Consider the following 24,721-nt stretch of genomic DNA (forward strand, 5'->3'; position numbering starts at 1 on the left):
GCTTCAGGCCGGCGAGGACGCCCACCGCCTCACCGTTCGGGGACAGGAGCCGGCCCTTCGGCCGGGGCGCCCGGGGCCTTGACGAGCGACACCGTCGAAGCCCCCAGCGCGGCCACCGGCTCCGGAGCCCCGATCGGGTCCGGCTCCGTCCCCTCGCCCGGCTGCTCGATCCGGCTCAGCAGCCGCGCGACGGCGTCCGTGCGCTCCCGCAGGGCCGCGACGTGAGCCGCCCGAGCCGGCTTGACGGGCTCCTCCGCGGGCCGCACGGGGATGCCGCGGCAGCGGGCGGACGCGATCAGGCTCTCCCCGACCTGGCCGGACACGACGAGCGCGGCGACGGCGAAGCAGCCCGCGTCCAGGGTGCGCTGCCGGCCGAGCAGGCCGCGGTACACGATCCGGGCGGGCACGGCCAGTTCGTCCAGGCGCTGCTCGACCGACCCGCGCTCCAGCGCCGCGAGGACGACCGTGGCCAGCGCCTCGCCGATCCTGGTGACGGCCCACTTGCGGCCGGGCACCGGCGGCAGGAACTCGCGGACCTTGTCGACCTCCTGCTCCAGGGCGGTGGTGGTCAGCACCTCGAAGGCGTTGCGGGTCTGCACCTCCACGACCTTGTCCCACTCGATCTCCTCGCCGTCGAACCCGGCCTTCACCGGGCCCAGGTGCACGGCGCCGACACCGTCGAGGAGTCCGAGCAGCTTGTGCACCGCGGCGGGGGTGCGGGGGTGCCGCCCGAGCAGCGTGCCGACCGAAAGCTTCCACGGCTCGGTGGCGGGCACGGGCGGCGGCGCGACGGACGTGAGCGCCGTGAGCGCCCAGCGTCCGCCCGCCACCGACCGGCCGCCGCGCAGCGCGGCCTGCCAGCCGGCCTGCAACCCGGCCTCGCCCCGCTCGGCCGCCACACCTATCAGCCGCCCCAGACCACCCATCAGCTCCCCGTCCTCACCATCGGCAACCCGCCGATGGTAGGCGGTCGGGCGATCGGCCACCGCACCGGTCAGGCCTTCAGGAGCGACGCGGGCCCGCCGGCACCGCCCGCCCGACCGGGGACGGAGCGCAACCGTCGAGGTCCCGTCCACGTCCCGGGGTCGTCGGGCGAACAGCCGATCGCCGCCCACAGCTGAGCGCGGCACCCGCCCACCGTGGCCCGGGGTACGGCACCCGGGACGCGAACGGAACCGTCCGCGACGAAGGACCCGGTCTCGGCTTGGGTCGGCACCGGCACGCTCCACGGACTCGGCAGGTCGACCGCCCCGCAGGTTTGCCGAAGCACCACGTGACGGCGACTCAATTCCCGCGCCTGTGGACAACACCGCGCAGCGGTGCTCCGCCGGGCGACGGGGGCGAGCCGCTTCCGTGCGACACGGTCGCCGAGCCGCCGCCACAACCACCACCTGGGCCCGTTCAGCGTGCCGTCGGCGGCGGCGCCGGTTACCGTGTCCGGAGCCGAGGAGCACAAGGCCGACGAAGGGGTGCGGATGACGGACGTCGTCGAACGCGCGGAGCGTGCGGGCGGAGCGGACGGCCCGGACCCCATTGCGCGCCTGCTCGCGCGGGCCGCGCTGCTGTGCGCGGTGGCGGCCGTCGTCGCGATCGCGTTCACCGGCCTGCAAGGGGTGCTCACGGTGGTCGCCGAGCTCGCCGGGCTGGCGGTGACGGCGATCGGCGTGTGGTGGGCGATCGCCCGGCGCGGCGTCCTGCGCGCCGTCGGCGTCGTCCTGGCCGTCGGGGCGCCGGTCGCCGTCGTCGTGCTGGCGTTCCACGCGCACACGCTGCTGCTCTCGGTGATCGTCCTGCTGCTGTGGCTCGCCGCGCTCGCCTGCGCCCGCGCCGCGCTGTGGGCGGCCCGGCCGCCGAAGCCGATGCCCGTCCGGGAGACCCCGCCGCCGCGGCGGCCGGTGCTGATCATGAACCCGAAGTCCGGCGGCGGCAAGGTCGAGCGCTTCCGGCTCGCGGAGCGGGCCGAGGAACTGGGCGCCGAGGTGATCCTGCTCGACACCTCCGCGGAGCAGGACGTCGCCGGCCTCGCCCGCCAGGCCGTCGCCGACGGCGCCGACCTGCTCGGCGTCGCGGGCGGCGACGGCACCCAGGCCCTGGTCGCGGCGGTCGCCGTCGAGCACGGGCTGCCGTTCCTCGTCGTCTCCGCCGGCACCCGCAACCACTTCGCGATGGACCTCGGCCTCGACCGCGACGACCCCGCCACCTGCCTGGACGCGCTGCGCGACGGCGTCGAGCTCACCGTGGACCTGGGCCGGGTCGGTGACCGGCCCTTCGTCAACACCGTCTCCTTCGGCGCCTACGCGGCCATCGTCCAGAGCCCGGAGTACCGCGACGCCAAGACCGCCACCGCCCTGGACGCCCTGCCGGACCTCCTGATGGGTGCCGACGGCCCGCACCTGACCGCCGACGCGGGCGGACGGCGGCTCGAGGCGCCGCAGGCGCTGCTCGTCAGCAACAACCCCTACGCCAGGGCCGACCCCGTCGGCCTCGGCCGCCGCCCGCGCCTGGACCAGGGCGTCCTCGGCGTCCTCGGCATCCGTGTCGACAGCGCCGCCCAGGCCGCCGAGCTCGCCCTGCGCGGTGAACGGGCCACCGGCCTGACCGTGCTGTCGGCGCGGCGGGTCACCGTGCACGCGGACGCGCCCGAGATCCCCGTCGCCGTCGACGGCGAGGCGCTGACCCTGCCGACCCCGGTCGTCTGCTCGCTCGCCGGCGGCGCCCTGCGGGTGCGCGTCCCGCGCGACCGCCCCGGCGCCGATCCGGCCCAACAGCCGCACGCCCCCCGCCTGGACTGGCGCGACGTCACCCGCCTCGCGTTCGCCCGGACGGAGGCCCGCGCATGACCACGCGTCCCCCCGGCACCGTCCTGCACGACCTGACGGCCGTCGACCGCGCCGTCTACGCCGCCGTCGCCGCGACCGACACGCCCGCGCTCGACGCCGGCCTGCGGCGGCTCTCCGCCGCCGCCGACCACTCGAAGATCAACCTGTCGATCGTGGCGGCCCTGCTCCTCGCCCCCGGCCGGTACCGCCGCGCGGGACTCGCGGGCGCGGCGGCCGTCGGCCTGGCCTCCTTCACCGCGAACCTCCTCGGCAAGGAACTGGTGCGCCGCCCGCGCCCGGACCGCGACGCCGCCAAGGTGATCGCCGGCCGCCACGTCCGGATGCCGGTCTCGGCGTCCTTCCCCTCCGGACACACCGCCTCGGCCTTCGCCCTGGCCACGGCCGTGGGCACGGTCCTGCCCGCCACCGCCACCCCCCTGGGGCTCCTCGCCTGCGCCGTCGGCTACTCCCGCGTCCACACCGGCGTCCACTACCCGGGCGACGTCGTCGCCGGCGCTCTCCTGGGCGGGGCCTGCGCGAGCGTCGTCGTGGCCACGGGCCGGAGGGTCACCGGCTGTTAGTGCCGGGCGACGGGACCCCCGGCGGGGCCCGTCGCCCGTCGCGTGCGGGTCAGCCGCTGACGCTGGCGGCGCCCGTCTCGATGTGGCCGGTCGCGCGGCGGGTCCAGGACTGGTCGCTGCTCACGGTGACGGTGAAGTCGTACCAGCCCCGGGCGATCGTGACCGCGTTGAAGTAGTCGCTGACGGTGGCACCCGGGGCGACCTGGTAGGTCCAGGTGCCGGTGCGGTAGTTGGTGGCGGTGATGGTGAACGTGACGGTGCCGGTGCCGGTGTTGGTCATCGTGAACCACACGGCCGGCTTGCCGGTGTCCGGCGCCGGCGCGTAGGAGGTGGTGGCCTCCGCGGTCCTGCCGGCGCCGGTGGCGTTGCCGGTGAAGCGGCGCAGGAAGCGGTTGGGGCCCAGCACGGTGAGGTCGTACTGGCCGTTGCCGTAGGTGGCACCGATGTTGAAGTAGTCGCTCGCGCGCCCGTCGGTGCCGGAGGCGGCGTCGTAGGGGGCGACGGTGTACTGCCACGGGCCGCCGCTGCGGTAGGCGTTGGCGTGGATCGAGTAGTGCGCCCAGGCCGTGGCCTGCGGGCCCTGGTTGGCCATGTCGATCCAGAGCAGGATCTGGTTGTTCGCGTCGTACTCGATCCGGTCGACCCACGCGTTCGGCTGGTAGGGCAGCGCGCGGGCGGGCTTGGTGCCGGACTCCTGGACGGGCATGGAGTTGGTGCCCGGGGCCGGGTTGATCTGCAGGTTGGCGGTGGCCTGGCTGATGGTGGCACTGGTGTCGGGCAGCGCGGGCACGCCGTAGACGGGGCTGGTGAAGTCGAAGGCGCCGGTGAGGTCTCCGCAGACCTGGCGGCGCCAGGTGCTGATGTTCGGGCAGACGGCGGGGGTGCCGATGGCGGCGGTCCAGGTCTCCAGGAAGCGCAGCACGGACGTGTGGTCGTAGACGCGGGAGTCGACGAAGCCGCCGCGGCTCCACGGCGAGACCACGACCATCGGGACGCGGAAGCCGAGGCCGATGTTGGTGCCGTTGTAGAACTCGCCGGCGGTGCCGGCCGGGGCGACGGGCGGGGGCACGTGGTCGAAGAAGCCGTCGTTCTCGTCGTAGTTGAGGAACAGGACGGTCGAGTTGAAGACGTCCGGGTTCGCCGCGAGGGCCTGCACCACGAGATTGACGAAGTGCGCGCCGTTCTCCGGCGGGCCGTCCGGGTGCTCGGAGAACAGCTGGTTGGGCACCACCCAGGACACCTGGGGCAGCGTGCCGGCGACCGAGTCGGCCCGGATCGCGGCGGCGATGTCGTCCGGCGTGGAGCCGGTGCTTGGCACCGAGGCCATGCCGCGCTGGGCGAGCGGGCTCGAACTCGGGGCGCTGGTGAACTGGTTGAAGTACGCCAGGGCGTTGTCGCCGTAGTTGTCGCTCGCGTTCTGGTAGACCCTCCAGCTGACGCCCGCGTTCTGCAGCGCCTCGGCGTAGGTCTGCCAGCGCAGGCCCTTCTCGTCGCCGCCGTCGTAGGCGGGGCCGCCGGCGGTGCCGGCCGGGTCGATCTGGCCGGACCACAGGTAGGTGCGGTTGGGGCCGGTGGCCGAGAGGATCGAGCAGTGGTACGCGTCGCACACGGTGTAGGCGTCGGCGAGCGCGTAGTGGAACGGTATGTCCTCGCGGGCCATGAAGCCCATGGTCCTGTCCGAGCCCTTGGCGGCGATCCAGGAGTCCATCCTCCCGTTGTTCCACGCCTGGTGCTGGGTGGACCACGAGTGGTCGAGCGAGCCGTCGCACTGCGCGAGCTGCTCGCCGCTGACGCCCCACCACCACGTGCTGGTCCTGCTGAGCTGCCACGGGTACTGCCGGCCGCTGCCGTTGGGCTGGTTGAAGACGCTGGTGCCGCCCGCGATCTGGATCGCGGTGCGGTCGCCGAAGCCGCGCACGCCCTTGAGCGCGCCGAAGTAGTGGTCGAAGCTGCGGTTCTCCTGCATGAGCACCACGACGTGCTTGACGTCGCGGATCGTGCCGGTCGGGGCGGCGGAGGCGCTCGGCACCGCGCCGGGCAGGGCGGCGTCCAGGCCGATGGCCGCGCCGAGGGCGGCGGCCGAGCCGAGGAAGGTGCGGCGGGTGACTGGTGACACGTGAGGCCTCCGAGAAGTATGGACAACTCCGGCGGACGATCCGGCAGCGGAGACTGTCGGGCAGCCAGATGGCTACCGGCCGGTAGCCGGGTGGCGGAGAAGTTACACGCGGCCGACGGTTCGCGGAAGCCTCGCGGCATGAACACGCCGCCCCGGCCGCGGTTGACCGGTTCACCGTCTATGACGGGACGCGGCGAGAGCGGATACTGGCCGACCGGCTCGGTTCCGGCACGGACTCCCCGGACCCAACACGTCCTTCTCTCAAAGGGGTTGGCATGAGCAGCAGCACCTACGACTACGTCATCGTCGGCGCCGGTTCCGCGGGCTGCGTGCTGGCGGCACGGCTGTCCGAGGACCCGGACGTCCGGGTGGCGGTGGTCGAGGCGGGCGGCCCGGACACCGCGCAGGAGATCCACGTGCCGGTCGCGTTCCCGCAGTTGTTCAAGTCGGATGTCGACTGGGACTTCGACTCCGAACCCGAGCCGGGTCTCGGCGGGCGGCGGGTCTACCTGCCCCGGGGCCGGACGTTCGGCGGCTGCAGCTCGCTCAACGCGATGATCTACGTCCGGGGCGCCCGCGCCGACTACGACGGCTGGGCGGCGGCCGGGGCCACCGGCTGGTCGTACGACGAGGTGCTGCCGTACTTCCGGCACGCGGAGGACAACGAACGCGGCGAGGACGAGTTCCACGGCGTCGGCGGACCGCTGACCGTGAGCGACGGACGCTCCGGACACCCGCTCGCCTCGGCCTTCCTCCAGGCCGCCGGGCAGGCCGGGTACAAGGCGAACGACGACTTCAACGGCGCGACGCAGTTCGGCGTCGGGCGCTACCAGGTGACGCAGCGTGGCGGCCTGCGGTGCAGCGCGGCCGTCGCCTACCTGCACCCGGTCCTCGGGCGGCTGAACCTCACGGTGCTCGCCGGCGCCCGCGCGCACCGCGTGGTGGTCGAGGGCGGCCGGGCGGTGGGCGTGGCGGTCGAGCGAGGTGGGGTCGTCGGGGTCGTGCGCGCCGAGCGGGAGGTCGTCCTGTCGGCCGGGGCGTACGGCTCGCCGAAACTGCTGATGCTGTCGGGGATCGGGCCGGGCGCCGCCCTGTCCGCCCTCGGGATCGAGGTCGTGCGCGACCTGCCCGTCGGCCGGGGGCTGCAGGACCACTACATGGCGATGCTCAACTTCCGCACCTGCGTGGACTCGCTGGTCAGCGCGGCGAGCCCGGAGAACACCGCCCTGCTGGAGACGGCGGGGCGCGGCCCGCTCACCTCCAACGTCGCCGAGGCCGGCGGCTTCTTCCGCAGCCGCGACGACCTGGACGCCCCGGACATCCAGTTCCACGCCGCCCCGGGACTGTTCCACCAGGAGGGGCTGGGGGCCGCCACCGAGCACGGGTTCGCCTTCGGCCCGTGCGTCCTCGCCCCGACCAGCCGCGGCGCGGTGACACTGCGCTCGCCGCGGCCGGACGCCGCGCCGCGGATCGTCCACAACTACCTGACGACGGAGGAGGACCGGGCGGCGATCGTCGCCGGGACGAGGATCGCCCTGGAGATCGCGGCGCAGCGGGCGGTGACCGATGTCGCCACCGGGACGTACGGGGACGCGCCGCCCCGGTCGGGCTCGGACGCCGATCTCCTCGCGTGGGCGCGGCGCGCCGGCCAGACGCTGTACCACCCGACGTCGAGCTGCGCGATCGGCGCCGTCGTCGACCCGCAGCTGCGGGTGTACGGCGTGGCGGCCCTGCGGGTGGTCGACGCGTCCGTGTTCCCGGCGGTGCCGCGCGGGAACACCAACGCGCCCACGATCATGGCGGCGGAGAAGGCGGCGGACCTGATCACGGGCGCCACGGACCCGATCGCGGGCCGGTCCGGGTCCTGATGCCCCATCGAGTCCGCCGCCGACCTGCGCGGGTGGGGGCCGCGCACGGCTCGTGGCCTTCACCCGCCCGGCCTATAGTGGGAGACGTGGCCGCCCGTACCCGGACACCGGGACGACATTCCGAGCGGGGAGGCCCAAGTCGTCCGCCGTGCGCCTCGACGTGAGTCCGTCCGCCGCTTCACCCGCGCGTGGCAGGAGACCGTCCATGTCGAACAACGGCCGGTTGGACCAGATCGACCACCTCGTGGTCCTGATGCAGGAGAACCGCTCCTTCGACCACATGCTGGGCTTCCTCTACCCCGACCGGAAGACCCCGTCCGGGGTGCACTTCGAGGGTCTGAAGGGCGACGAGAGCAACGCCGGGCCCGACGGCGAGCACACCGTCTTCGGGATCCTCCGCACCACCCCCGACGCGTACTTCATGCCCGGCGCAGACCCCCGCGAGGGCTACGCGCCGACCAACACGCAGCTGTTCGGGACGGCCGACCCCGGCACCCCGGCCCCCGCCGCGACCATGACGGGCTTCGTGCGGAGCTTCGTCGACGCCCTGCAGTTCGACCCGCTGCACGGCCGGACGGTCCGCCCCGGCACCGGGCCCGGGAACATCATGGGCTGCTACACCCCCGACGCCCTGCCCGTCCTGTCCGGCCTGGCGCGCGGCTACGCGGTCTGCGACCACTGGTTCAGCTCCGTGCCCACCGAGACCCTGCCCAACCGGGCGTTCGCCCTGGCCGGCACCAGCCAGGGCCGGATGGACGACCACCAGCAGGCCGGCACGCCCCCGTTCGACTTCCCGAGCATCTTCGGCCTGCTCGGCAAGAACGGCACGGACTGGGCGATCTACAGCGACGGCAAGCAGCTGACCCGCTTCGACTTCCCGGACACGACCCAGGCCGACCCGAGCCACTTCGGCGGCTTCTCCCAGTTCCGCAACGCCGCCAGGACCGGCACCCTCCCCAAGGGCTTCATCTTCCTCGAACCCGACTGGGGCCTGGCCGGCAACGACCAGCACCCGGTGCACGACGTGTCGCACGGCGAACAGCTGATGCTCGACGTCTACACGGCGCTGCGCACCGGGCCGGACTGGAACAGGACCCTGCTCCTCATCACCTACGACGAGCACGGCGGCTGCTACGACCACGTGCCCCCGCCCTCCGGCGCGGTCCCGCCCGACGGCGCCCAGGGCGAGTTCGGCTTCGACTTCACCCGCTTCGGCGTCCGCGTGCCCGCGGTGCTGATCTCGCCCCTGATCCCCGCCGGGACGGTCCACCGCCCCGCCGGCGACACCCCGCTGGACCACACCTCGGTGCTCAAGACGATCGAGCAGCGCTGGAACCTCCCCCCGCTGACCAACCGCGACAAGGCGGCCCCGGGCTTCGGCGACGTCCTCACCCTGGACACGCCGCGCACCGACGACCCGCTGACGCTGGTCCCGACGTCCGGCGGCAGGACCATGTCCGCGAACAGCGAGTCCTACCTGGACCGGATCTGCGACGCCCTGGCCCGGCAGGCCTGAGCCGCGGGCCTCAGAGCGCCTTCGCCTGCCAGTACGTGAACCGCTCGACCGGGTCGCCGTCGAGCGACCACGGCCACGCGGTGACGGTGTCGCCGATCGCCCCGAACACGGCGCCGCCCTCGCGGACGCGGCCGGCCTGGACGAGCGCGTAGGCCAGCAGGTTCAGGTCGGCCAGGGCCGCGGCGTGCCGCAGGTAGCCCTCGCGCGGCCAGGTGGCGAGGGCCGTGTCCAGGGCGCCGGCGGCCCGGCTGTTCGTCCAGAGACGGCGGGCCAGCAGCGCCTCGACGCCGCCCCTGGCGGCGGTGCGGTCGTGCTCGTCGACGAGGGCCGCGAGTTCCACGCCCACGGACGGCGAGACCGGCGGCGCCGAGGCCCGGAGGGTCTCCACGAAGTCGAGCTGGCCGCTGCGCGAGCCGCACTCCTCCGGCGAGAGGTAGCGCAGCATCTGCAGGTGGGCCTCGCGGTTCCAGGGGTCGCGCGCGGTCACCTCCCGCCAGACGGCGTACAGCTGGTGCGGCTCCGCCCGCATGAGGCGCAGGATCCCGAGCAGCACCACCCAGGGGAGGGGATCGGCCGGCGAGAGCTCGGCGGCGCGGTAGCAGTGGTCGGCGGCCGCCCTGGCGTCGTCCATCCGCCCGGCGGCCCGGCCGCGGACCAGCTCCACCCAGCCCTCGAACACCATCGGGTCCGAGCCGCGCCGGCGCAGCCGCCAGGACCGCGCGAACGCCGTGGGCGCGGCGGTCTCGGCGAGCACGGCGAAGCGGTGCGCCCGGCGGTCCGGGTCCCGTGCGGACTCCTGGAGCAGCCGGTCGACCTGGTCGATCTGGATGTCGTCCGGCCCCAGCCGCCCGGCGGAATTCATTTGCCGCCGGACGCGGCCGAGTTGCACGTCATCGAGTTCCGGCCGCACCCGCGGACCGGAAGCGCGGAGCCTTCGGAATATCGACACGCGCCGCAGCGTAGGACCTGCAGGGGAATTTCGGACAGCCCCGGACGGCCCCCGAGAGCGAATTGTTATTTCCGGCCGCCCCGGCGAAGCTACCGCCCCGTACGGCAACCGGACGCCGGGATTGTTCAGGCAGGTTCCGCAATTGCCGCTCGCGCGGGCGGACCCTACCACCCCAGGCCACTACGAGCCAGTATCTCGCTTCACACATCATTCACCCCATCGACTTGCACATCCGATCGGGCCCATGGACAAGATAGGCCGATTTTTTTACCCACCACCTCGCCCACCCCCGCGAAGAACGCAAAGAATTCAACCGAAGAGATACGCGTGACCCTTCGCGCCCAATACCCGATCAGAAACCCAGCCGAACCGATGAATTCTCCTGACCACGCCTCAGAGGCGATCGTCTCCCCGTACGAGATCTCGCTGCTGCGGGCGAGCCGGGCCGCCGTCGAGCCGTACGCCGCCGACCTCCCCGGCCACTTCTACGCGACCCTGTTCCAGCGCTACCCCCAGGTCCGCGAGCTCTTCCCGGAACACATGGAGGTCCAGCACGACAAGCTGGTGCGCGCGCTGATGCTCGTCGTCGACCTGGTGGACGAGCCCGCGACCCTCGTCCGGTTCTGCTCCGAACTGGGCCGCGACCACCGCAAGTTCGGCGCTGTCAGCGCACACTACGCGGCGGTCGGCGAGTGCCTGCTCGCCACGCTGGAGCACTTCGCCGGCTCCGCCTGGACCCCGGCCGTCGCGGCGGCCTGGACCCGCGCCTACACCGCGGCCGCCGGAGTCATGGACGGGGCCGCCACGGCCGACGCCGCCGAGCATCCGGCCGCCTGGGACGCCCGCGTCGTGGACCATCGGCGACATGGCCGCGACCTCGCGGAGATCACCGTGCGGACCGACCTGCCGTACCCGTACACCGGCGGGCAGTTCGTGAGCCTGTCGACGCCGTGGTGGCCGAAGAGCTGGCGCTACTTCTCCCCCGCCAACGCCCGGCGCCCGGACGGGACCCTCACCTTCCACGTCCGCGCCGTCCCCGGCGGTCCGGTCAGCACCGCCCTGGTGCAGCGCGCGAGGGTCGACGACGTCCTCCGGCTCGGCCGGCCGCTCGGCGACATGGTCCTCGACCCGGCCGTGAGCCGGGACGTCGTCTGCGTCGCGGGCGGCACCGGCCTCGCACCGGTCCTCGCCCTCCTCGAACAGGCCGTCCTGGACGGGGTCCGGCGGCGGACCGACGTCTTCGTGGGCACGCGCGGCACGGACGGACCGCTGGGCCTGGACACCCTCCACCGGCTCGCCGACCAGCACTCCTGGCTCACGGTGCGGCCGGTCGTCCACGACGACGACACCCCCGGCGCCGCCCCCGGCCTGCCCGCGGCCCTGACGGCGGCCGGGCCCTGGCGGGGACGCGACGCCTACGTCAGCGGCCCCGGCCCGATGATCGTGAGCGCGGCCGAGGCCCTGTACCGCGCCGGGGTACCGCTCGACCGCATCCACCACGACCCGTTCGTCCGCCTCGACTTCGCGCTCTGACCCGCCCTTCCGCAAGACCGCCGAGAGCCTGCCATTTCGGTTCAATTCGGCAAATCGCGGAGCGCACCCCGAATTTGACAGTTGTTCGCACCCTGCAGAAAAGTTCCCCCGCGGCGGACGATCTTCCACACCACCAGGTCCGCCGACGGGGAGGACTTCACCAATGCGTTCCGGATTCCGGCGGGCCGCCGTCTGCGCCGCCACGGCGCTGGTCGCCGCGACGATCACACCGCTCGTCGGCTCGGCATCGGCCGACACCGCGCCGCCCACGAACGGCTACCTGCAGATCGTCGCCCACGAGGACGACGACATCCTGTTCATGAACCCCGACCTCGCCCGCCAGTACGACGCTCCGTCCACGACGGTCTACCTGACCTCGGGCGAGCAGGCCACCACGACGGAGAGCGCGTGCCTCTACGCGCAGCACCGCGAGGAGGGCGCGCGCGAGGCGCACGCCGAACTGGCCGGGGTCGCGAACGACTGGGCCATCGACACGCTCACGCTCGGCAACGGCAAGGCCGTCGAGGTCGACACCCTGCGCGGCACCGCCAACCCGGTGCGCCTCGTCTTCTTCCGGCTCTACCAGAGCGGCGACCCGGGCGCCGACGGCGAGACCTCGCTGGACGACCTCTACATCGGCCCGGTCCCCGACAAGGACGGGCACCTCGTCACGCCGAATCCCAAGCGGACGGTGGGCAGCCAGGACACGGACGGCAAGGAGTGCCGGACCGCGCCGGCCGACTCCGGCACGACGCCGGACTACCGTCCCTACGACAACCAGACCTACACCCACGGAGAACTGGTCGCCGCCCTCACCGACCTGATGGGGCAGTACAACCCGAGCATCCTGCTCGCGCAGGATCCGAAGGTCTACCCGCTGGGCAGGGGACACGACGAATCCGGTTACGACTACCGCACGGACCCGCTCAACTACGGCGACAACTCCGACCACCGCGGCGCCGCGCGCTTCGCGGGCGAGGCGGCGGCCGGCTACCACCCCGCGCAGGGCAACGTCCTGCTGCGGTACTACCGCGACTACAACGTCCGGCTGCGCCCGGCGAACGTGGACCCGCGCGAGGCCTCGGCCAAGTGGAGCGTCTTCAGGGACGGTTACCTGCCGCACGACTCGGAGCTCCACGAGAGCGACGCGGCCAGCTGGCAGAACCACTACGCGATGTACGAGTTCCGCTCGTACCCGCGCTGGTTCAACGGCACGACCTGGTCGGCCCAGGACGGCAACGGCCTGCTCAACGCCTTCGCGGTGGTCGACGGACAGCCCTCGCAGTGGAAGGAGACCGCGAGCGGCGGGGCGTGGACCGGCCCGGCGGGCCTGGGCGGCGGCGGGCAGTTCGCGCCCTACCTGACCGTGGTCAAGGACGGCAATGGCCTGCTCCACGTCTTCGGCCTCCGCCTCGCGGACGACAAGGGCAACCACAACCACGACGAGATCGTCACGCTCGCGCAGACCTCGGTCGGCGGCGGCTGGGGAGCCTGGACCTCGCTGGGCAACCCCAACTCCGACGATGTCGGCGAGACGATCGGATCGCCCGTCGTGACGCCCAACGCCAACGGGGCGCTCACCGTCTTCGTGCCCAACGCCGGAGGCGGCGTCAGCGCCGTCACCCAGCGGGAGGACGGCAGTTGGCCGGGCACCTGGGCGGACCTGCGCGGCGCGTGGGTCCAGGACGGCCTCGCGGCGAACCTGGGTACCGACGGCCTGATCGACGTCTTCGCCCCCACGGTGTCCGGCCACGACCTTCTGCACTGGCACCAGAGCACGAAGAACGGCCCCTTCGTCCGCGACACCGCCTTCAGCGGGCCCACCCCGGCCGGCCCGATCGGCATCGCGCAGACCGCCGGCGGCCGCAAGGAGATCCTCTTCTCGCACCCCGACACCGGGAAGACCGTCAACCAGTGGGTGCAGGCCGACAGCACCTGGACCCCCGTCTCCTCGTCCACCGGCGGCCCGGTCAGCGTGGACGGGCCGAGCACCGTCACCGCCAACGGTCGCATCGTCGTCGCGACGCGCAACGGCGGGGGCGGCGTCAGCCTCGCCACGCAGACCGAGGGCGACGGCGCCTTCACCACCAGCTGGCAGGACCTCGGCTCGGTGATCGTCGGCGCGCCGTCGCTGGCCACCGACGCCACCGGCCGCGTGGTCGTGCTCGCCCTCGGCACCGACGCCCGGCTCCACCTGCGGCGCCAGACCGACGCCAAGGCGGACAGCCCGTTCACCGGCTGGCAGACGGCCGTCTCCTCCTGACCGCCCCGCCCACCGCGCCCCCTGACCGCGGATGCCAGGTCAGGGGGCGCGCCTAACCCTTCCGGTGCACCTGGACGACCGCGTGGCGCCCGCTCGTCCGCCAGGCCGTCCCCGTGCCGTCGAGCCGCGCGACGGTGGGGGCGTCGAGGCCCACGATCACGTCCGACTTCAGCGTCCGCAGGGCTGCGACGGGGGACGGGAAGTACCCGGCCGTCCCGGCGAAGCCGGTGGTCGGCGGCCAGCAGCGGTCGCCCACCAGGCGGCGGTAGTTGAGGTCGCCCTTGAGGATCGTCAGGGCCGCCCCGGCGAACTCCGCCCGGAGGTCGTCGGGCATGTCGGCGTACGGCAGCGGCGCGCAGGAGAACGGGTGCGCACGGACCACGAGCGTGCCGCCGGCCATCGCCGCCCACAACCGCTCGCCCACCGCCGCGGCGGCCGGCTCCGGTGCCGCACACAGGCGTTGCAGCGCGGCGAGGACGTCGGCCATCGTGGCGTCCGAGACGAAGTACGGCTGCGGCTTCACGTGCAGGACGACCTGCGCGGCCCGCCCGGCGGCCAGGAGGTGGTCGATCAGCGCGAGGTCCGGCAGCAGTTCCCGGCCGGCGTTGTCCGCGACGACGCAGACCCGTCCGCCCGGCGTGCGCTCCAGTTCGGCCCACAGCTCCGCGCTGTCGTCGGCGACGAGGTCGCGCGCGCCCGGCCCGCCGGTCCCCGCGGTGAGCCCGAAGCTCAGGTCCGCCCGGTTGCCCCACAGCGCGGACGACAGCAGAGCCTCCGAGCGGCGGGCCTCGGGCAGGCCGTCGAGCCCGCTCAGGGCGGCGAGTTCCTCGTCCACCGCCGGCCCCGCCAGCTCGGCGCCCTTGAACGGCGCGAACGGATCGACGGCCTGCCACGCCCCGGGCCGGAAGTACCCGGTGGCGTCGAGCAGCCGCCGGTAGAAGTAGCTCTCCGCCCAGAGGAACGGCGCCTTCTCCCACGGCGTGCCCCACAGCCCCGCGCCCCACTCGTCCCACAGGGCGGCGTCCGGCGCGCCGTCCCCCAGCGGCTCCAGCACCCCGGTCGTGCTCTCCACGAGCAGCCGCTCGACCGCCGCCCGCTCGACCGGCCCGTAGGGCAGGGCCGCGAGCAGGCGCCGGACGAGTTCGGGATGGCGCTCGTGGAAGACGCCCCGGGAGAAGGACCCCGGGACGTCGCTGCGGATCACGGGTGCGTTCGACACGCTGCGGCTCGTCTCCTCGACTGGGACTGCGACTCGGCGACGGTAGCAGCGGAGCGGGAGGCACGGCGCCCCCTCTGCCCCTCGTCCCGAGGTCAGCCGCTGCGGGTGAAGGTCCCGAGGCCCTCGTGGCTGAACTGCTCGACCACCGCGGTCGAGGCCCGCCCGTCGGCGCCGATGGTGAAGGTCAGGCCGGTGAGGCCGACGGCGTTCTCGCCCTTGCTCTGGTAGCTGAAGACGTCCCCGTTGTAGTGCTGGAGCGGGAACTGCTGGTTGTCCGGACCGAGGGTCATCACCAGCCCGCCGCCCTGCTCGCTCACCGTCATCGGCCCGTAGTAGCCGTTGGCGTACGTCCCCGTGTAGGCCGCGTTCGGCCTCGCCGGGGTGGCGCCGGCCGGCGGCTTGGCGTAGTCGGTCGGCGAGGAGGCGGGCGCCGCGATGCCGGGCAGGAGCTTGCCGAACAGGCCGAGCCAGTCGACGGTCTCCCGGCCGTTCTGGGCGAGGTCGAAGAACTCCTCGGCCACCGCCTCGGGGACGCCGATCGGCTGGCCGTTGGTCAGGACGACGATCCCGAGCTGTTCGGTCGGCAGCAGGGTCACCACGGTGGCCGCGCCCAGGTCGAAGCCGCCGGAGTGGTTCAGCCGGAGCCGGCCCAGGGTGTCGTAGGTGACGTTCCAGCCGAGGCCGTAGAAGCCGGCGTTGCCCGCCGGGGACCTCGGCGGGGCGCTGACGATCTGCGGCACCCGGGTCTCGTTCAGACCCGCCGGGTCGACGACCTGCTTGCCCTCGAAGGCGCCGTCCGCGAGCTGCATCCGCATCCACCGGGTGAGGTCCTGGGCGGTGGAGCTCACGCCGCCGGCCGGCGACTGCGGGTCCGGGTTCTCGGTGGTGCTGACCTGCCAGCCGCCGGCGGTCTTGACGTGCGGCGTGGCCTTGTTCGCCGCGCTGTCGTAGGCGGAGCGCAGGGAGCTGGTGGAGTTCATGCCCAGCGGCTTGTAGAGGACGTCCGCCGCCAGGTCCTCCCAGGCCACTCCCTTGGCCTTGGCCACGGCCACGGCCGCCTCGGTCAGGCCGTAGTTGGTGTAGGCGTAGCTCGCGCGGAATGGCGAGAGCGGCTGGTCGCGCAGGTGCTGGAGGATGTAGTCGCGCGGGTAGCCGAGGTCCTCCAGCAGGTCTCCGGCGTGGTCCGGCAGGCCGCTGCGGTGCGAGAAGAGGTCGGCGATCGTCACGTGGCTGCTCACCCACGGGTCGGCGAGCGCGAAGCCCGGGTCGTACTTCGTGACCGGGTCGTCCCACTGCACCGCCTTCTGGCCGACCACGCCGGCGACCACGGTCGAGGAGATCGGCTTGGAGACCGAGGCGAGCTGGAACACCGTGTCCGGGTCGACCGGCTCCGGCCGGCCGAGCTGGCGGACTCCGAAGCCCTTCGCGTGGATGACCGTGTCCTTGTAGACGACGGCCAGCGACACACCCGGGACGCCCGTCTTCGCCATGGCGTCCTGCACGTAGCCGTCGATCTTGTCCACGGCGGAGGACACCTGCTGCTCGGTCAGCTGCGGCGCCTGCTGCGCGGGCGGCGCGGTGGCCGGGGCGGACGAGGCGCCCGGGGTGGGGGCGGCCTCGGGATCGGTGGCGGCAGCGGACGTGCACCCGGCGAGCAGCGCCGTGGCCAGCAGCGGGGCGGCGGTGCGCAGCCCCGGCCGGGCGGCGGTCCGGCCTGCCCCGGGGACGGTCCGCCGGGCTGCGGCGTGACGATGCATGAAGGTCCTCCCTCGTCCGGGCGACACGGCCCGGAATCCGGCGGCGCCGCCGTCCGCCGCACGGCGCCGAGTAGTCGACGGCCCATACCCGGCGCGACCGCCGCAGTGTGCCGCCGCCCCCGCAATCCACCCGTCCGGCGGCGCGGTTGCCGTCGGCCGGGCCGAGGTGTCGTGCCAGACCGGCGGGGCGGCCTGGGGCGCCGCCGCGCTCCGGCCGGCGAGGAGCCCCTCGGGCGACGCCACGAGGACCGCACGTACACCGATGCCGCCGGCGCTCAGGCGACGGGCGGGTAGCCGCGTGTGCGGACGAGGTCGTGGATGAGGCGGGTGAAGGCCCGGGCGGCGGCGCTCTCGTAGGCGTCGGCGCGCCGCAGGAGGTCGACGGCGCGGGTCGGGAGGGCCGGGTCGAGCGGGACGGGGGTGAGGCGGGGGTGGTCGTGGGTGACGGCGTCGGGCAGGACGGTCACGAGCGGCGTGCGCTGCACGACCTCGGTGAGCGCCTGGATGGAGTCGGCCTCGACGGCGATGTGCGGACTGACGCGGTGCCGCGCGAAGTAGCCGTCGATGTGGACGCGGGTGGCGAAGTCCTGGCTGAGCAGCGCGAGTTGCCGGTCGGCGAGCTCCCGGACGGGCAGCGGCCGGCCGGCCGGGTCGACGGCGGGGTGGTACGGGCCGGTGACCAGGGTGAGCGTCTCGGTGAACAGCGCGGTGGCGGTGAGGCCCGCCGGATGGGGGCCCTCGAAGGCGATGCCGAGGTCGAACTCGTCGGCCAGCAGGCCGGTTTCGATGCGGTCCTGGGTCGCCTCCCGCACGGTCAGGGCGATGCCGGGGTGGCGGGTGTGGAGCTCGGCGACGAGCGGGCCGACGAGGTACGCGGTGAACGTCGGGGTGACGGCGAGCCGCAACTGTCCTCGCGAGAGGTCCTGCACGTCGTGGACGGCCCGCTCTGCGGCGGCGAGGTCCCGCAGCGCGCCGCGCGCGTGGTGGGCGTACGCCTCGCCGGCGTCGGTGAGGCGCACGGTGCGGCCGGTGCGGTCCAGCAGTTGTGTGCCGAGGGTCCGTTCGAGCTGTTTGACCTGCTGGGACAGCGTCGGCTGGGAGATGTGCAGCTCCTCGGCGGCGCGGGTGAAGTTGCCGTGTTCGGCCACGGCGAGCAGGTAGCGCAGGTGGCGCAGTTCCAGGGCCATGAGGCAACTATAGATGCCATCGATGGAAATCATGGTCCATACGTCTTGGACACTATAGAAACAGGTCATGCAGGGTTGCTCTCACCAAGGCCCGACCGGCCGGGCCGCACGGAAGCCCGGCCGCTCGAAAGCCCGGCCGCCATGTAAGGGAGTGACCTCATGCCTGACCTCGCCGAGGGCGTCGCGCAGTTCCAGCGGGACGTCTTCCCGGCCAAGAAGGAGCTCTTCGCCCACCTGGCCGCCCACCACTCGCCCCACACGCTGTTCATCGGCTGCTCCGACGCCCGCGTCGTCCCCGAGCTGATCACCGGGTGCGAGCCCGGCGAGCTGTTCGTCATCCGCACCGCCGGCAACCTCGTCCCCGCCTACGCCCCCGGCGCCGACGGCGTCGCGGCGAGCATCGAGTACGCCGTCGCCGCGCTGGGCGTACGGGACGTCGTCGTCTGCGGCCACTCCGCGTGCGGCGCGATGACGGCGCTCGCCCTCGGCCACGACCTGAGCGGCGCGCCGGCCGTCGCCGACTGGCTGCGGCTCGCCGACGCCTCGGTGGCCCGCACCGCCACCAGCGAGGACGTGCCGGCCCTGGTCCGACAGAACGTGCTCGCCCAGCTGGCGAACCTCGCCACCCACCCGTCGGTGGCCCGCGCCCTGGCCGGAGGCCGGATCACACTGCGGGGGTGGGTCTTCGACATCGGCAGCGGCCGCGTCGAGGAACTCCGGGCCACCGCCCCGCTCGCCGCCTGACGCCGACTCCGCTTCCGGGAGGGCCCGTTCGGCGCCTCCCGGTCCCCATGATCCCGTCCGCCCCGCGCACACGAAGCGCGCGAGCGGCGCCCACCGAAAAGGAACCACCCATGGTGCACGCCCAGTTCGACCCGACCGCCCGCCAGGCCCTCGCCGTCGCCGCCGTCGCCGCCAAGACCCGCAAGGACCTCTCCTGGCAGCAGATCGCCGACGTCTCCGGCCTCTCGGTCGCCTTCACCACCGCCGCCGTCCTCGGCCAGCACGCCCTGCCGGAGGCCTCGGCGAAGGCCGTCGCCGAGCTGCTGGGCCTGGACGAGGACGCGGTGATGCTCCTCCGGACCGTCCCGACCCGCGGCTCGATCCCCGGCGCCGTCCCCACCGACCCGACGATCTACCGCTTCCACGAGATGCTCCAGGTCTACGGCACCACTCTGAAGGCCCTGGTCCACGAGGAGTTCGGCGACGGCATCATCTCCGCGATCAACTTCAAGCTCGACGTGAAGAAGGTCGCCGACCCCGAGGGCGGCGAGCGCGCCGTCATCACCCTGGACGGCAAGTACCTGCCGACCAAGCCCTTCTGACCCTGACGGGGCGGGCCCTGCCGGGCCCGCCCCCTTCTTCCCGAGGAACCCGTCATGGACTTCGGCCCGCGCACGAGCACGGTCATCGACAAGGTCGCCTGGATCCGGATCGAGGACGGCCGGCTCCTCGCCGCCACCGGCCTGCTCCTGCGCCGGTAGGCGACCGGCCTGCCGCGAACGGCCGGCCCCGCTCCCGGCGGTGGATCAGTAGAGGCCGTGGAACGGCACCAGCGAGAGCAGTGCCCCAACCCCGGTCGCCACCAGCCCGAAGCGCGTCGCCTGCGCGCCCCGGCCCCCCGCGGCGGCCGACGCCCGCGGTGCGCTCCGCCTGGTCTCCGGCGGAGCGGTGTCGATCTTGGTGAGCGCGACCCGCCCGGCGAACTCCGCCCCCGGTCGCCGGCGCACCCGGACGTCCCACGGCCGCGCGGGATCGTGGTCCACCACGACGGTGCGCCCGACCCGGAAGTCGTCCAGGTCCATCAGGTTCACGACCACCGTCGCGTCGGCCCGGTACGCGCGGCCGCCCGTCGGCGCGACCGTCAGGTCCAGGCGCAGCGGGATGTCCGGGCCCTCGCCGGTCGCCCGTGACGCCTCGATCCGCGCCATCGCCGGCTCCAGCCGGGGCGGCTCCCCGCCCGCCGCCGCGCGCCGCCGGGAGCCGGCGACGAGCAGCGCGACGGCCCCCATCGCCGTCCACGGCACCAGGTTCGCGCCGACCACCGTCAGCGTGACGGTCGTCCCGACGTCGTCGGCGGCGATGCCCGCCACGATCGCGCCGATCTCCCCGCCCAGCAGGACGCACAACAACAGCCCGGCCCAGTACACCTCGGCTCCTCCACTCGCTCGGCGCGCATCGTACAGCCGGGCGCCGCCCCGGAGCGCGCCGCGTGCGAAGGGCTCCGGCGCGACGCCGACGGCCTGACACCGGCCGCCGCGCCGGCCGCCGCCCCAGTCGCGCCGGTGGAGTCCGACAGGATCACGACGGTCACCGGGCCGTCCGGCAGCGCGCCCTGACACCGCCCGGCCGGCTCACCCGCCCAGTTCGTGCCGCACGGAGTCCGGCTGTGGCTCCCCGAGCTCGATCCCGTTCTCGTCGAGGCCGTTGACGATCCGCAGGCGGCGCGGCCGGTGACCGTCGCCGAAGTCGAACTCCACCCCGACCGTGCCGACGTCCAGGTAGCACCGTCCCGATTGCGGTCGCCGTTCGACGAGCGCGACCCCGCGCAGTTCCCGGCCGACGAAAGGTTCGAGGCGCTCGTCCCGCTGGGACCACTCCGGCGTGAGCTCGAACCACTCCCACCCGGAGATGGCCGCGGCCGTGTCGATCGTGTCCCAGCCGATCGAGAGGTCGTGGAGCTTCGAGTGGCAGACCTCCACCCGGACGCCGTCGAAGTCCAGCACCACCGGACAGTCGGCGAACCAGTCCCCGTCCTCGGCGAAGCGCACCACGGCGAACCCCGTCAGCCGCCGCCCGACGAGCCCCGCCAGACGAGCGGCGTGCTGCTGCCGAACCGCGTCGATCCCGACGAGAAAGGTCGGGCTGAAACCTGAGATCCCCATGTCCACGGGCCCCAGTTTCGCTTCCCGCCGTTCCAACGGACAACCCGTCGCCGGTAGTAGGGTGAGCGCCGCCATGCGTGCGCGACGAAACGACCTCTCGTACGACACCCACCGCCCCGCGCTCGCGCTCGACGCCGCCGGGCCGCGTGAACCCGGGTTGCGGGTCGAGTGCGCCGACGGTGGGCGGCTGGTGCTCCGGCAGGGCGTCACGACACTGCTCCTCGGCCGGGTCGAGTCCGGCCACCGGGGCGTCGCGGTGCACCGCACCAGCCGGTACCGGTCGCCGGTCCCGCCCATCAGCGCGGCCTGCATGCGCCGGCGGCCCGACTGGCTGCACCAGTTCGCCGACCACCTCGAACGGGCGGCGCACGGCCCCCTGCACGCCGGCCGGTGGCTCCTGCGGAGCGGGGACCTGCCGCCGGACGTCCGCCCTGCGGAACTCGTCGCCGACTGGCCCGCCGCCCACGTCGGTTGGGACTGTCCCGGCTGGAACGGCGTCGTCCCGCTGCGCCCGCCGGGCGACCCGGCCGACGCCCGGGTCCGGGCGCACCGCAAGCACGTCCGCGACGGGACCCTCGCCCCCGTCCTGCTCTGGCGGGTCAGCGCCCTGGACGGCTACGTCCTCCTCGACGGCCACGACCGGCTGCTGGCCGCGCGCGCCGAGGGCGTCCGCCCGCCGTACGTGGTGCTGACGCGCGGCCTGGACGCGGCGCGGCGGACCCGCCGGGCGGACGAGGCCGCGGAGCGCGTCCCGCGGCTCGACCGCCACCCCGACCGCGCCCGCCGGGCCGCGCTGCACGCGCTCGGTGAGGCCGCCGCCCGGGCCGAGCTGGAGAGCGCGCCCACCGTCGCCTGGCCCCTCCCCGGCGGCGCGTCCGCGTGGGACGCGCTCGCCGCGGCGGACGCGCCCGGCTGGTCCGCCGGGCTCAGCGCGCCTCCGCCGAGCGCGACTTGACGGCCGTGAACCGCAGCGCCCGGTCCGTCACCGGTCCCTCGATCAGCCGCTCGACGTCCTTCTCGTACGCCATCTCCACCGTCCACGGCCCGCGCGTGCCCGCCCGCGGGAAGGCCGCGATACCGCGCTGGACGTAGCCCGAGCTCAGGTCCAGGAACGGCACGCGGTCCACGAGCGGATCGTCCAGGACGGGTTCGACGATGCCGTGCCCGTGGGCGTCCATGTGGTCGAGCAGGCGGCAGAAGTGCCGGCAGACGAGGTCGACCTTGAGCGTCCAGGAGAGGTTGGTGTAGCCGAAGGCGAACGCGAGGTTGGGCACGCCGGAGAGCATCATCGCCTTGTAGACCGTCGTGTCCGCCGGGTCGACCGGCCGGCCGTCGACGCTCAGCCGCACCTTGCCGAACGGCGACAGGACGAGCCCGGTGGCCGTCACGACGAGGTCGGCGGTGAGCTCCCGGCCGGAGGCGAGCAGGACGCCCGTCCTGGTGAACCGCTCGATCCGGTCGGTGACCACCGAGGCACGCCGGGCCGAGATAGCCTTGAACAGGTCGCCGTCGGGCACGATGCACAGCCGCTGCTCCCACGGGGAGTAGCGCGGCGTGAAGTGCGTGTCGACGTCGAAGTCCTCGGGCAACCGGCGGCGGACGTCGGCGATCAGCACGCGGCGCATCAGTTTCGGCGCGCGCATGCAGGCCCGGTAGAGGCCTCGGCCGAGCAGGATGTTCTTGCGGCGCACGATCCGGTGGGCGAGCCGCGGGCCGAGCAGCCGCATCAGAACGGCGGCGATGCCGTCCTCGGCCCGCGCCGAGAGCACGTAGCCGGGCGAGCGCTGGAGCATCGTGACGTGCCCGGCGCGGACGGCCAGCGCCGGGACGAGCGTGACGGCGGTGGCACCGCTGCCGATCACGACGACGCGCTTGCCCTCGTGGTCGAGGTCCTGCGGCCAGTGCTGCGGGTGGACGACCCGGCCCTCGAAGTCGTCGAGGCCGGTGAACTCCGGCGTGTAGCCCGCCTCGTGGTCGAAGTAGCCGGTGCCGAGGAAGAGGAAGCGTGCGGTGTACGTCACCGGCTCCGCACTCCCGGCCGTCTCGGCGGTGACGGTCCACCGTCCCGTCTCCGACGAGAACTCCGCGCCGGTCACCCGGTGTCCGAAGCGGATCCGCCCGGCGATCCCGAACCGCGTGACGGTCTCCCGCAGGTAGTCCAGGACGCTGTCGCCGTCCGCGAGGAACTTCCGGCTCGTCCACGGCCGGAAACCGAACCCGAAGGTCGGCATGTCCGAGTCGGAGCGGATCCCGGGGTAGCGGAACTGGCGCCACGTGCCGCCGATCGAGTCGTGCGCCTCCAGGACGGCGAAGGACGTCCCGGGGCGGCGTGCCTTGAGGTGGCAGGCGGCGCCGATGCCCGAGATGCCGGCACCGATGATCAGCACGTCGACGTCCGTACCGGGCGCCTCGCTGGTGGTCCTGGTCGTCACTCGTGCCTCCTGGCCGTCGCGGTGCTCGGGACATGTCAGTGACGAGCATCTCCCGAGGATGCCGAAACGTTCCACCCCGCGTCCGTGCTCGCCTGCCGGGAGCCGGGCGGTGGACCCCCCGCCGCCCGGCACGGAGATCCACCGTACCGGCGGGGTCACCGCGGCCGGAGGTTCAGGACGAGGTCGCGGGGCAGGCCGTGGGTGTCGTGGAGGTAGTGGAGGTCGTCCTCGGTGAGCGGGCCGCGGAAGCGGGGGCGGGAGAGCACCTGGCGGCCGCGGTCCAGGAGCCGGCCGAAGCTGCGCTCCTCGTCGAGGAGGATCCGGCGGACGACGTCCGGGTCCACGTCCTGGCGGAAGCGGTCCAGGGTGTGGCGGATCAACTCGTCCGGCAGGTCGCCGAGTCCGCGCTGCGGGTCGTCGCGGCGCAGCACGGTGAGCACCCGGCGCACCAGGCGGCGCAGGACGTGGCCGCGGCCGGTGTTGGACGGGCGGACGCCGTCGCCGATGACGACGATGCCCGAGCGCAGGTGGTCGGAGACGAGGCGCAGGGACGGTTCGTCGAGGTGCCAGAGGGTCGGGAGGAGGCGGCGCCAGGGGTCGAAGACGTCGCACTCGAAGACCGACCCGCGGCCCTGGAGCAGCGTGGAGAGCCGTTCCAGGCCGAGGCCGGTGTCGACGTTGCGTTGCGGGAGCGGGACGATCGAGCCGTCGTCGAGGCGGCGGTGGCGCATCATGACGTGGTTCCACACCTCCACCCAGCGGTCGTCCCGGGTGGGCGTCGACTCCGGCGGGGTGTCGCCGGTCCACAGGAAGATCTCGGAGTCGGGGCCGCAGGGTCCGGTCGGCCCGTTGGACCACCAGTTGTCCTGGACGGTGAGCTCGACCGGGACGCCGCGGTCCTGCCAGAGCTCCAGCGAGCCGGTGTCGGGGCCGACCCGGTCGTCGCCGCCGAAGACGGTGACGTGGAGCAGGCCGGGATCGACGCCGAGGCCGTCGGTGAGCAGCCCGTAGCCCCAGTCGAGGCTCTGCGGGCCCTCGTAGTCGCCGAGGGACCAGGTGCCGAGCATCTCGAAGACGGTCAGGTGGGTGCGGTCGCCGACCTCGTCGAGGTCCGTGGTGCGCAGGCAGCGCTGCACGTTGACCAGGCGTCGGCCGAGCGGGTGCGGGCGGCCTTCCAGGTGGGGTGTGAGGGGGTGCATGCCGGAGGTGGTGAACAGCACCGGGTCGCCGGGCGGGGGCAGCAGGGTCGAGCCGGTGATGCGGCGGTGGCCGAGGTCCTCGTAGTACTCGGTGAAGGTGCGGACGAGCTGGTCGGTGTTCACGGGGTGACTCCTTCGCGTGCGGGCCGGGCGGAGCACCGGACGACGAGTCCACGCGATCATCGGAACCGAGGAGGGAACACCTCGAAGCCACCACCGGCGGACCGTTTCCGGTCGCCGGGGGGAGGGGTACGTCAGGCGGCGGCAACCGGCGAGCTGGTCGCTCGCGCGGCTGCGGTGGTGCTTCGGTCCATGACGTCCATGCCACCGAGGTTAGCGCCCCGGACACAGCACGTCCCAACCGTTTTTCCGTCCGTGCGCACCCCGCTCACCCGCA

At 73.7% G+C, this 24,721-nt stretch carries 19 protein-coding genes; 9 read left to right on the top strand and 10 right to left on the bottom strand.

Annotation, left to right across the window (positions count from 1 at the left end):
* Positions 1–29: 29 nt before the first annotated feature.
* Positions 30–926 carry a hypothetical protein gene (locus AB0C76_RS20385; protein WP_359967028.1) on the bottom strand — a complete coding sequence of 299 codons (897 nt, stop codon included), beginning with the start codon at positions 924–926 and terminating at the stop codon, positions 30–32.
* A 549-nt stretch (positions 927–1,475) separates the two neighbouring features.
* Here AB0C76_RS20385 and AB0C76_RS20390 point away from each other — a divergent pair.
* Together AB0C76_RS20390 and AB0C76_RS20395 are read left to right on the top strand one after the other, a co-directional pair.
* A complete protein-coding gene (locus tag AB0C76_RS20390) occupies positions 1,476–2,840 on the top strand; it encodes a diacylglycerol kinase family protein (protein ID WP_359967191.1) in 1,365 nt (454 codons plus the stop codon).
* A complete protein-coding gene (locus AB0C76_RS20395) occupies positions 2,837–3,400 on the top strand; it encodes a phosphatase PAP2 family protein (RefSeq protein ID WP_359967031.1) in 564 nt (187 codons plus the stop codon). Before AB0C76_RS20390 ends, AB0C76_RS20395 begins: the two co-directional genes overlap by 4 nt.
* A gap of 49 nt (positions 3,401–3,449) precedes the next feature.
* Here the strand turns inward: AB0C76_RS20395 and AB0C76_RS20400 are convergent, their stop codons facing one another.
* Entirely contained in the window at positions 3,450–5,516 is a 2,067-nt protein-coding gene (locus AB0C76_RS20400; RefSeq protein WP_359967034.1) for a phosphocholine-specific phospholipase C, read from the bottom strand.
* A gap of 275 nt (positions 5,517–5,791) precedes the next feature.
* On the opposite strand from AB0C76_RS20400, the gene AB0C76_RS20405 reads away from it, so the two are divergent.
* Both AB0C76_RS20405 and AB0C76_RS20410 read left to right on the top strand, forming a co-directional pair.
* Positions 5,792–7,384: a GMC family oxidoreductase N-terminal domain-containing protein gene (locus AB0C76_RS20405; protein ID WP_359967037.1), complete on the top strand. Its 1,593-nt coding sequence runs from the start codon at positions 5,792–5,794 to the stop codon at positions 7,382–7,384.
* A gap of 205 nt (positions 7,385–7,589) precedes the next feature.
* Positions 7,590–8,900, top strand: coding sequence for an alkaline phosphatase family protein (locus AB0C76_RS20410; protein ID WP_359967040.1), 1,311 nt, complete (start codon positions 7,590–7,592; stop codon positions 8,898–8,900).
* A gap of 10 nt (positions 8,901–8,910) precedes the next feature.
* Here AB0C76_RS20410 and AB0C76_RS20415 read toward each other — a convergent pair whose 3' ends face one another.
* A complete protein-coding gene (locus tag AB0C76_RS20415) occupies positions 8,911–9,762 on the bottom strand; it encodes a hypothetical protein (RefSeq protein WP_359967043.1) in 852 nt (283 codons plus the stop codon).
* Positions 9,763–10,221: 459 nt separating this feature from the next.
* On the opposite strand from AB0C76_RS20415, the gene AB0C76_RS20420 reads away from it, so the two are divergent.
* Positions 10,222–11,382 carry a globin domain-containing protein gene (locus AB0C76_RS20420; protein WP_359967046.1) on the top strand — a complete coding sequence of 387 codons (1,161 nt, stop codon included), beginning with the start codon at positions 10,222–10,224 and terminating at the stop codon, positions 11,380–11,382.
* 163 nt (positions 11,383–11,545) lie between these two features.
* Entirely contained in the window at positions 11,546–13,645 is a 2,100-nt protein-coding gene (locus tag AB0C76_RS20425; protein ID WP_359967049.1) for a PIG-L family deacetylase, read from the top strand.
* Positions 13,646–13,697: 52 nt separating this feature from the next.
* Here AB0C76_RS20425 and AB0C76_RS20430 read toward each other — a convergent pair whose 3' ends face one another.
* The 3 genes from AB0C76_RS20430 to cynR all read right to left on the bottom strand — a co-directional run bounded on the left by AB0C76_RS20430 (position 13,698) and on the right by cynR (position 17,808).
* A complete protein-coding gene (locus tag AB0C76_RS20430; protein ID WP_359967052.1) occupies positions 13,698–14,864 on the bottom strand; it encodes a damage-control phosphatase ARMT1 family protein in 1,167 nt (388 codons plus the stop codon).
* A 92-nt stretch (positions 14,865–14,956) separates the two neighbouring features.
* Entirely contained in the window at positions 14,957–16,621 is a 1,665-nt protein-coding gene (locus tag AB0C76_RS20435) for a serine hydrolase (protein ID WP_359967055.1), read from the bottom strand.
* 275 nt (positions 16,622–16,896) lie between these two features.
* Entirely contained in the window at positions 16,897–17,808 is a 912-nt protein-coding gene (cynR, locus tag AB0C76_RS20440; protein ID WP_359967057.1) for a transcriptional regulator CynR, read from the bottom strand.
* Positions 17,809–17,967: 159 nt separating this feature from the next.
* Here cynR and AB0C76_RS20445 point away from each other — a divergent pair, with 159 nt between their 5' ends.
* Both AB0C76_RS20445 and cynS read left to right on the top strand, forming a co-directional pair.
* Complete coding sequence (locus tag AB0C76_RS20445; protein ID WP_359967060.1) at positions 17,968–18,552, top strand: carbonic anhydrase; 585 nt, start codon at positions 17,968–17,970, stop codon at positions 18,550–18,552.
* Between the two features lie 110 nt (positions 18,553–18,662).
* Complete coding sequence (gene cynS / locus AB0C76_RS20450) at positions 18,663–19,133, top strand: cyanase (protein WP_359967063.1); 471 nt, start codon at positions 18,663–18,665, stop codon at positions 19,131–19,133.
* Between the two features lie 204 nt (positions 19,134–19,337).
* Here the strand turns inward: cynS and AB0C76_RS20455 are convergent, their stop codons facing one another.
* Both AB0C76_RS20455 and AB0C76_RS20460 read right to left on the bottom strand, forming a co-directional pair.
* Complete coding sequence (locus tag AB0C76_RS20455) at positions 19,338–19,958, bottom strand: hypothetical protein (protein WP_359967066.1); 621 nt, start codon at positions 19,956–19,958, stop codon at positions 19,338–19,340.
* A gap of 204 nt (positions 19,959–20,162) precedes the next feature.
* Positions 20,163–20,693 (bottom strand): hypothetical protein, encoded by a 531-nt coding sequence (locus AB0C76_RS20460; RefSeq protein ID WP_359967069.1) that lies wholly within the window; start codon positions 20,691–20,693, stop codon positions 20,163–20,165.
* 73 nt (positions 20,694–20,766) lie between these two features.
* Between AB0C76_RS20460 and AB0C76_RS20465 the strand changes: the two genes are divergently transcribed.
* Positions 20,767–21,648, top strand: a complete 882-nt coding sequence (locus tag AB0C76_RS20465) for a hypothetical protein (protein WP_359967072.1) — start codon at positions 20,767–20,769, stop codon at positions 21,646–21,648.
* On the opposite strand, the gene AB0C76_RS20470 is transcribed toward AB0C76_RS20465, so the two are convergent.
* Both AB0C76_RS20470 and AB0C76_RS20475 read right to left on the bottom strand, forming a co-directional pair.
* Positions 21,620–23,125 (bottom strand): NAD(P)/FAD-dependent oxidoreductase, encoded by a 1,506-nt coding sequence (locus tag AB0C76_RS20470; protein WP_359967075.1) that lies wholly within the window; start codon positions 23,123–23,125, stop codon positions 21,620–21,622. The genes AB0C76_RS20465 and AB0C76_RS20470 overlap by 29 nt on opposite strands.
* Positions 23,126–23,280: 155 nt before the next feature.
* The gene (locus tag AB0C76_RS20475; RefSeq protein WP_359967078.1) at positions 23,281–24,447 is read right to left on the bottom strand and encodes an alanine--tRNA ligase-related protein; all 1,167 of its coding nucleotides are present in this window, start codon (positions 24,445–24,447) and stop codon (positions 23,281–23,283) included.
* Between the last annotated feature and the right edge of the window lie 274 nt (positions 24,448–24,721).

The organism is Kitasatospora sp. NPDC048722, from assembly GCF_040650235.1.
GTDB lineage: Bacteria > Actinomycetota > Actinomycetes > Streptomycetales > Streptomycetaceae > Kitasatospora.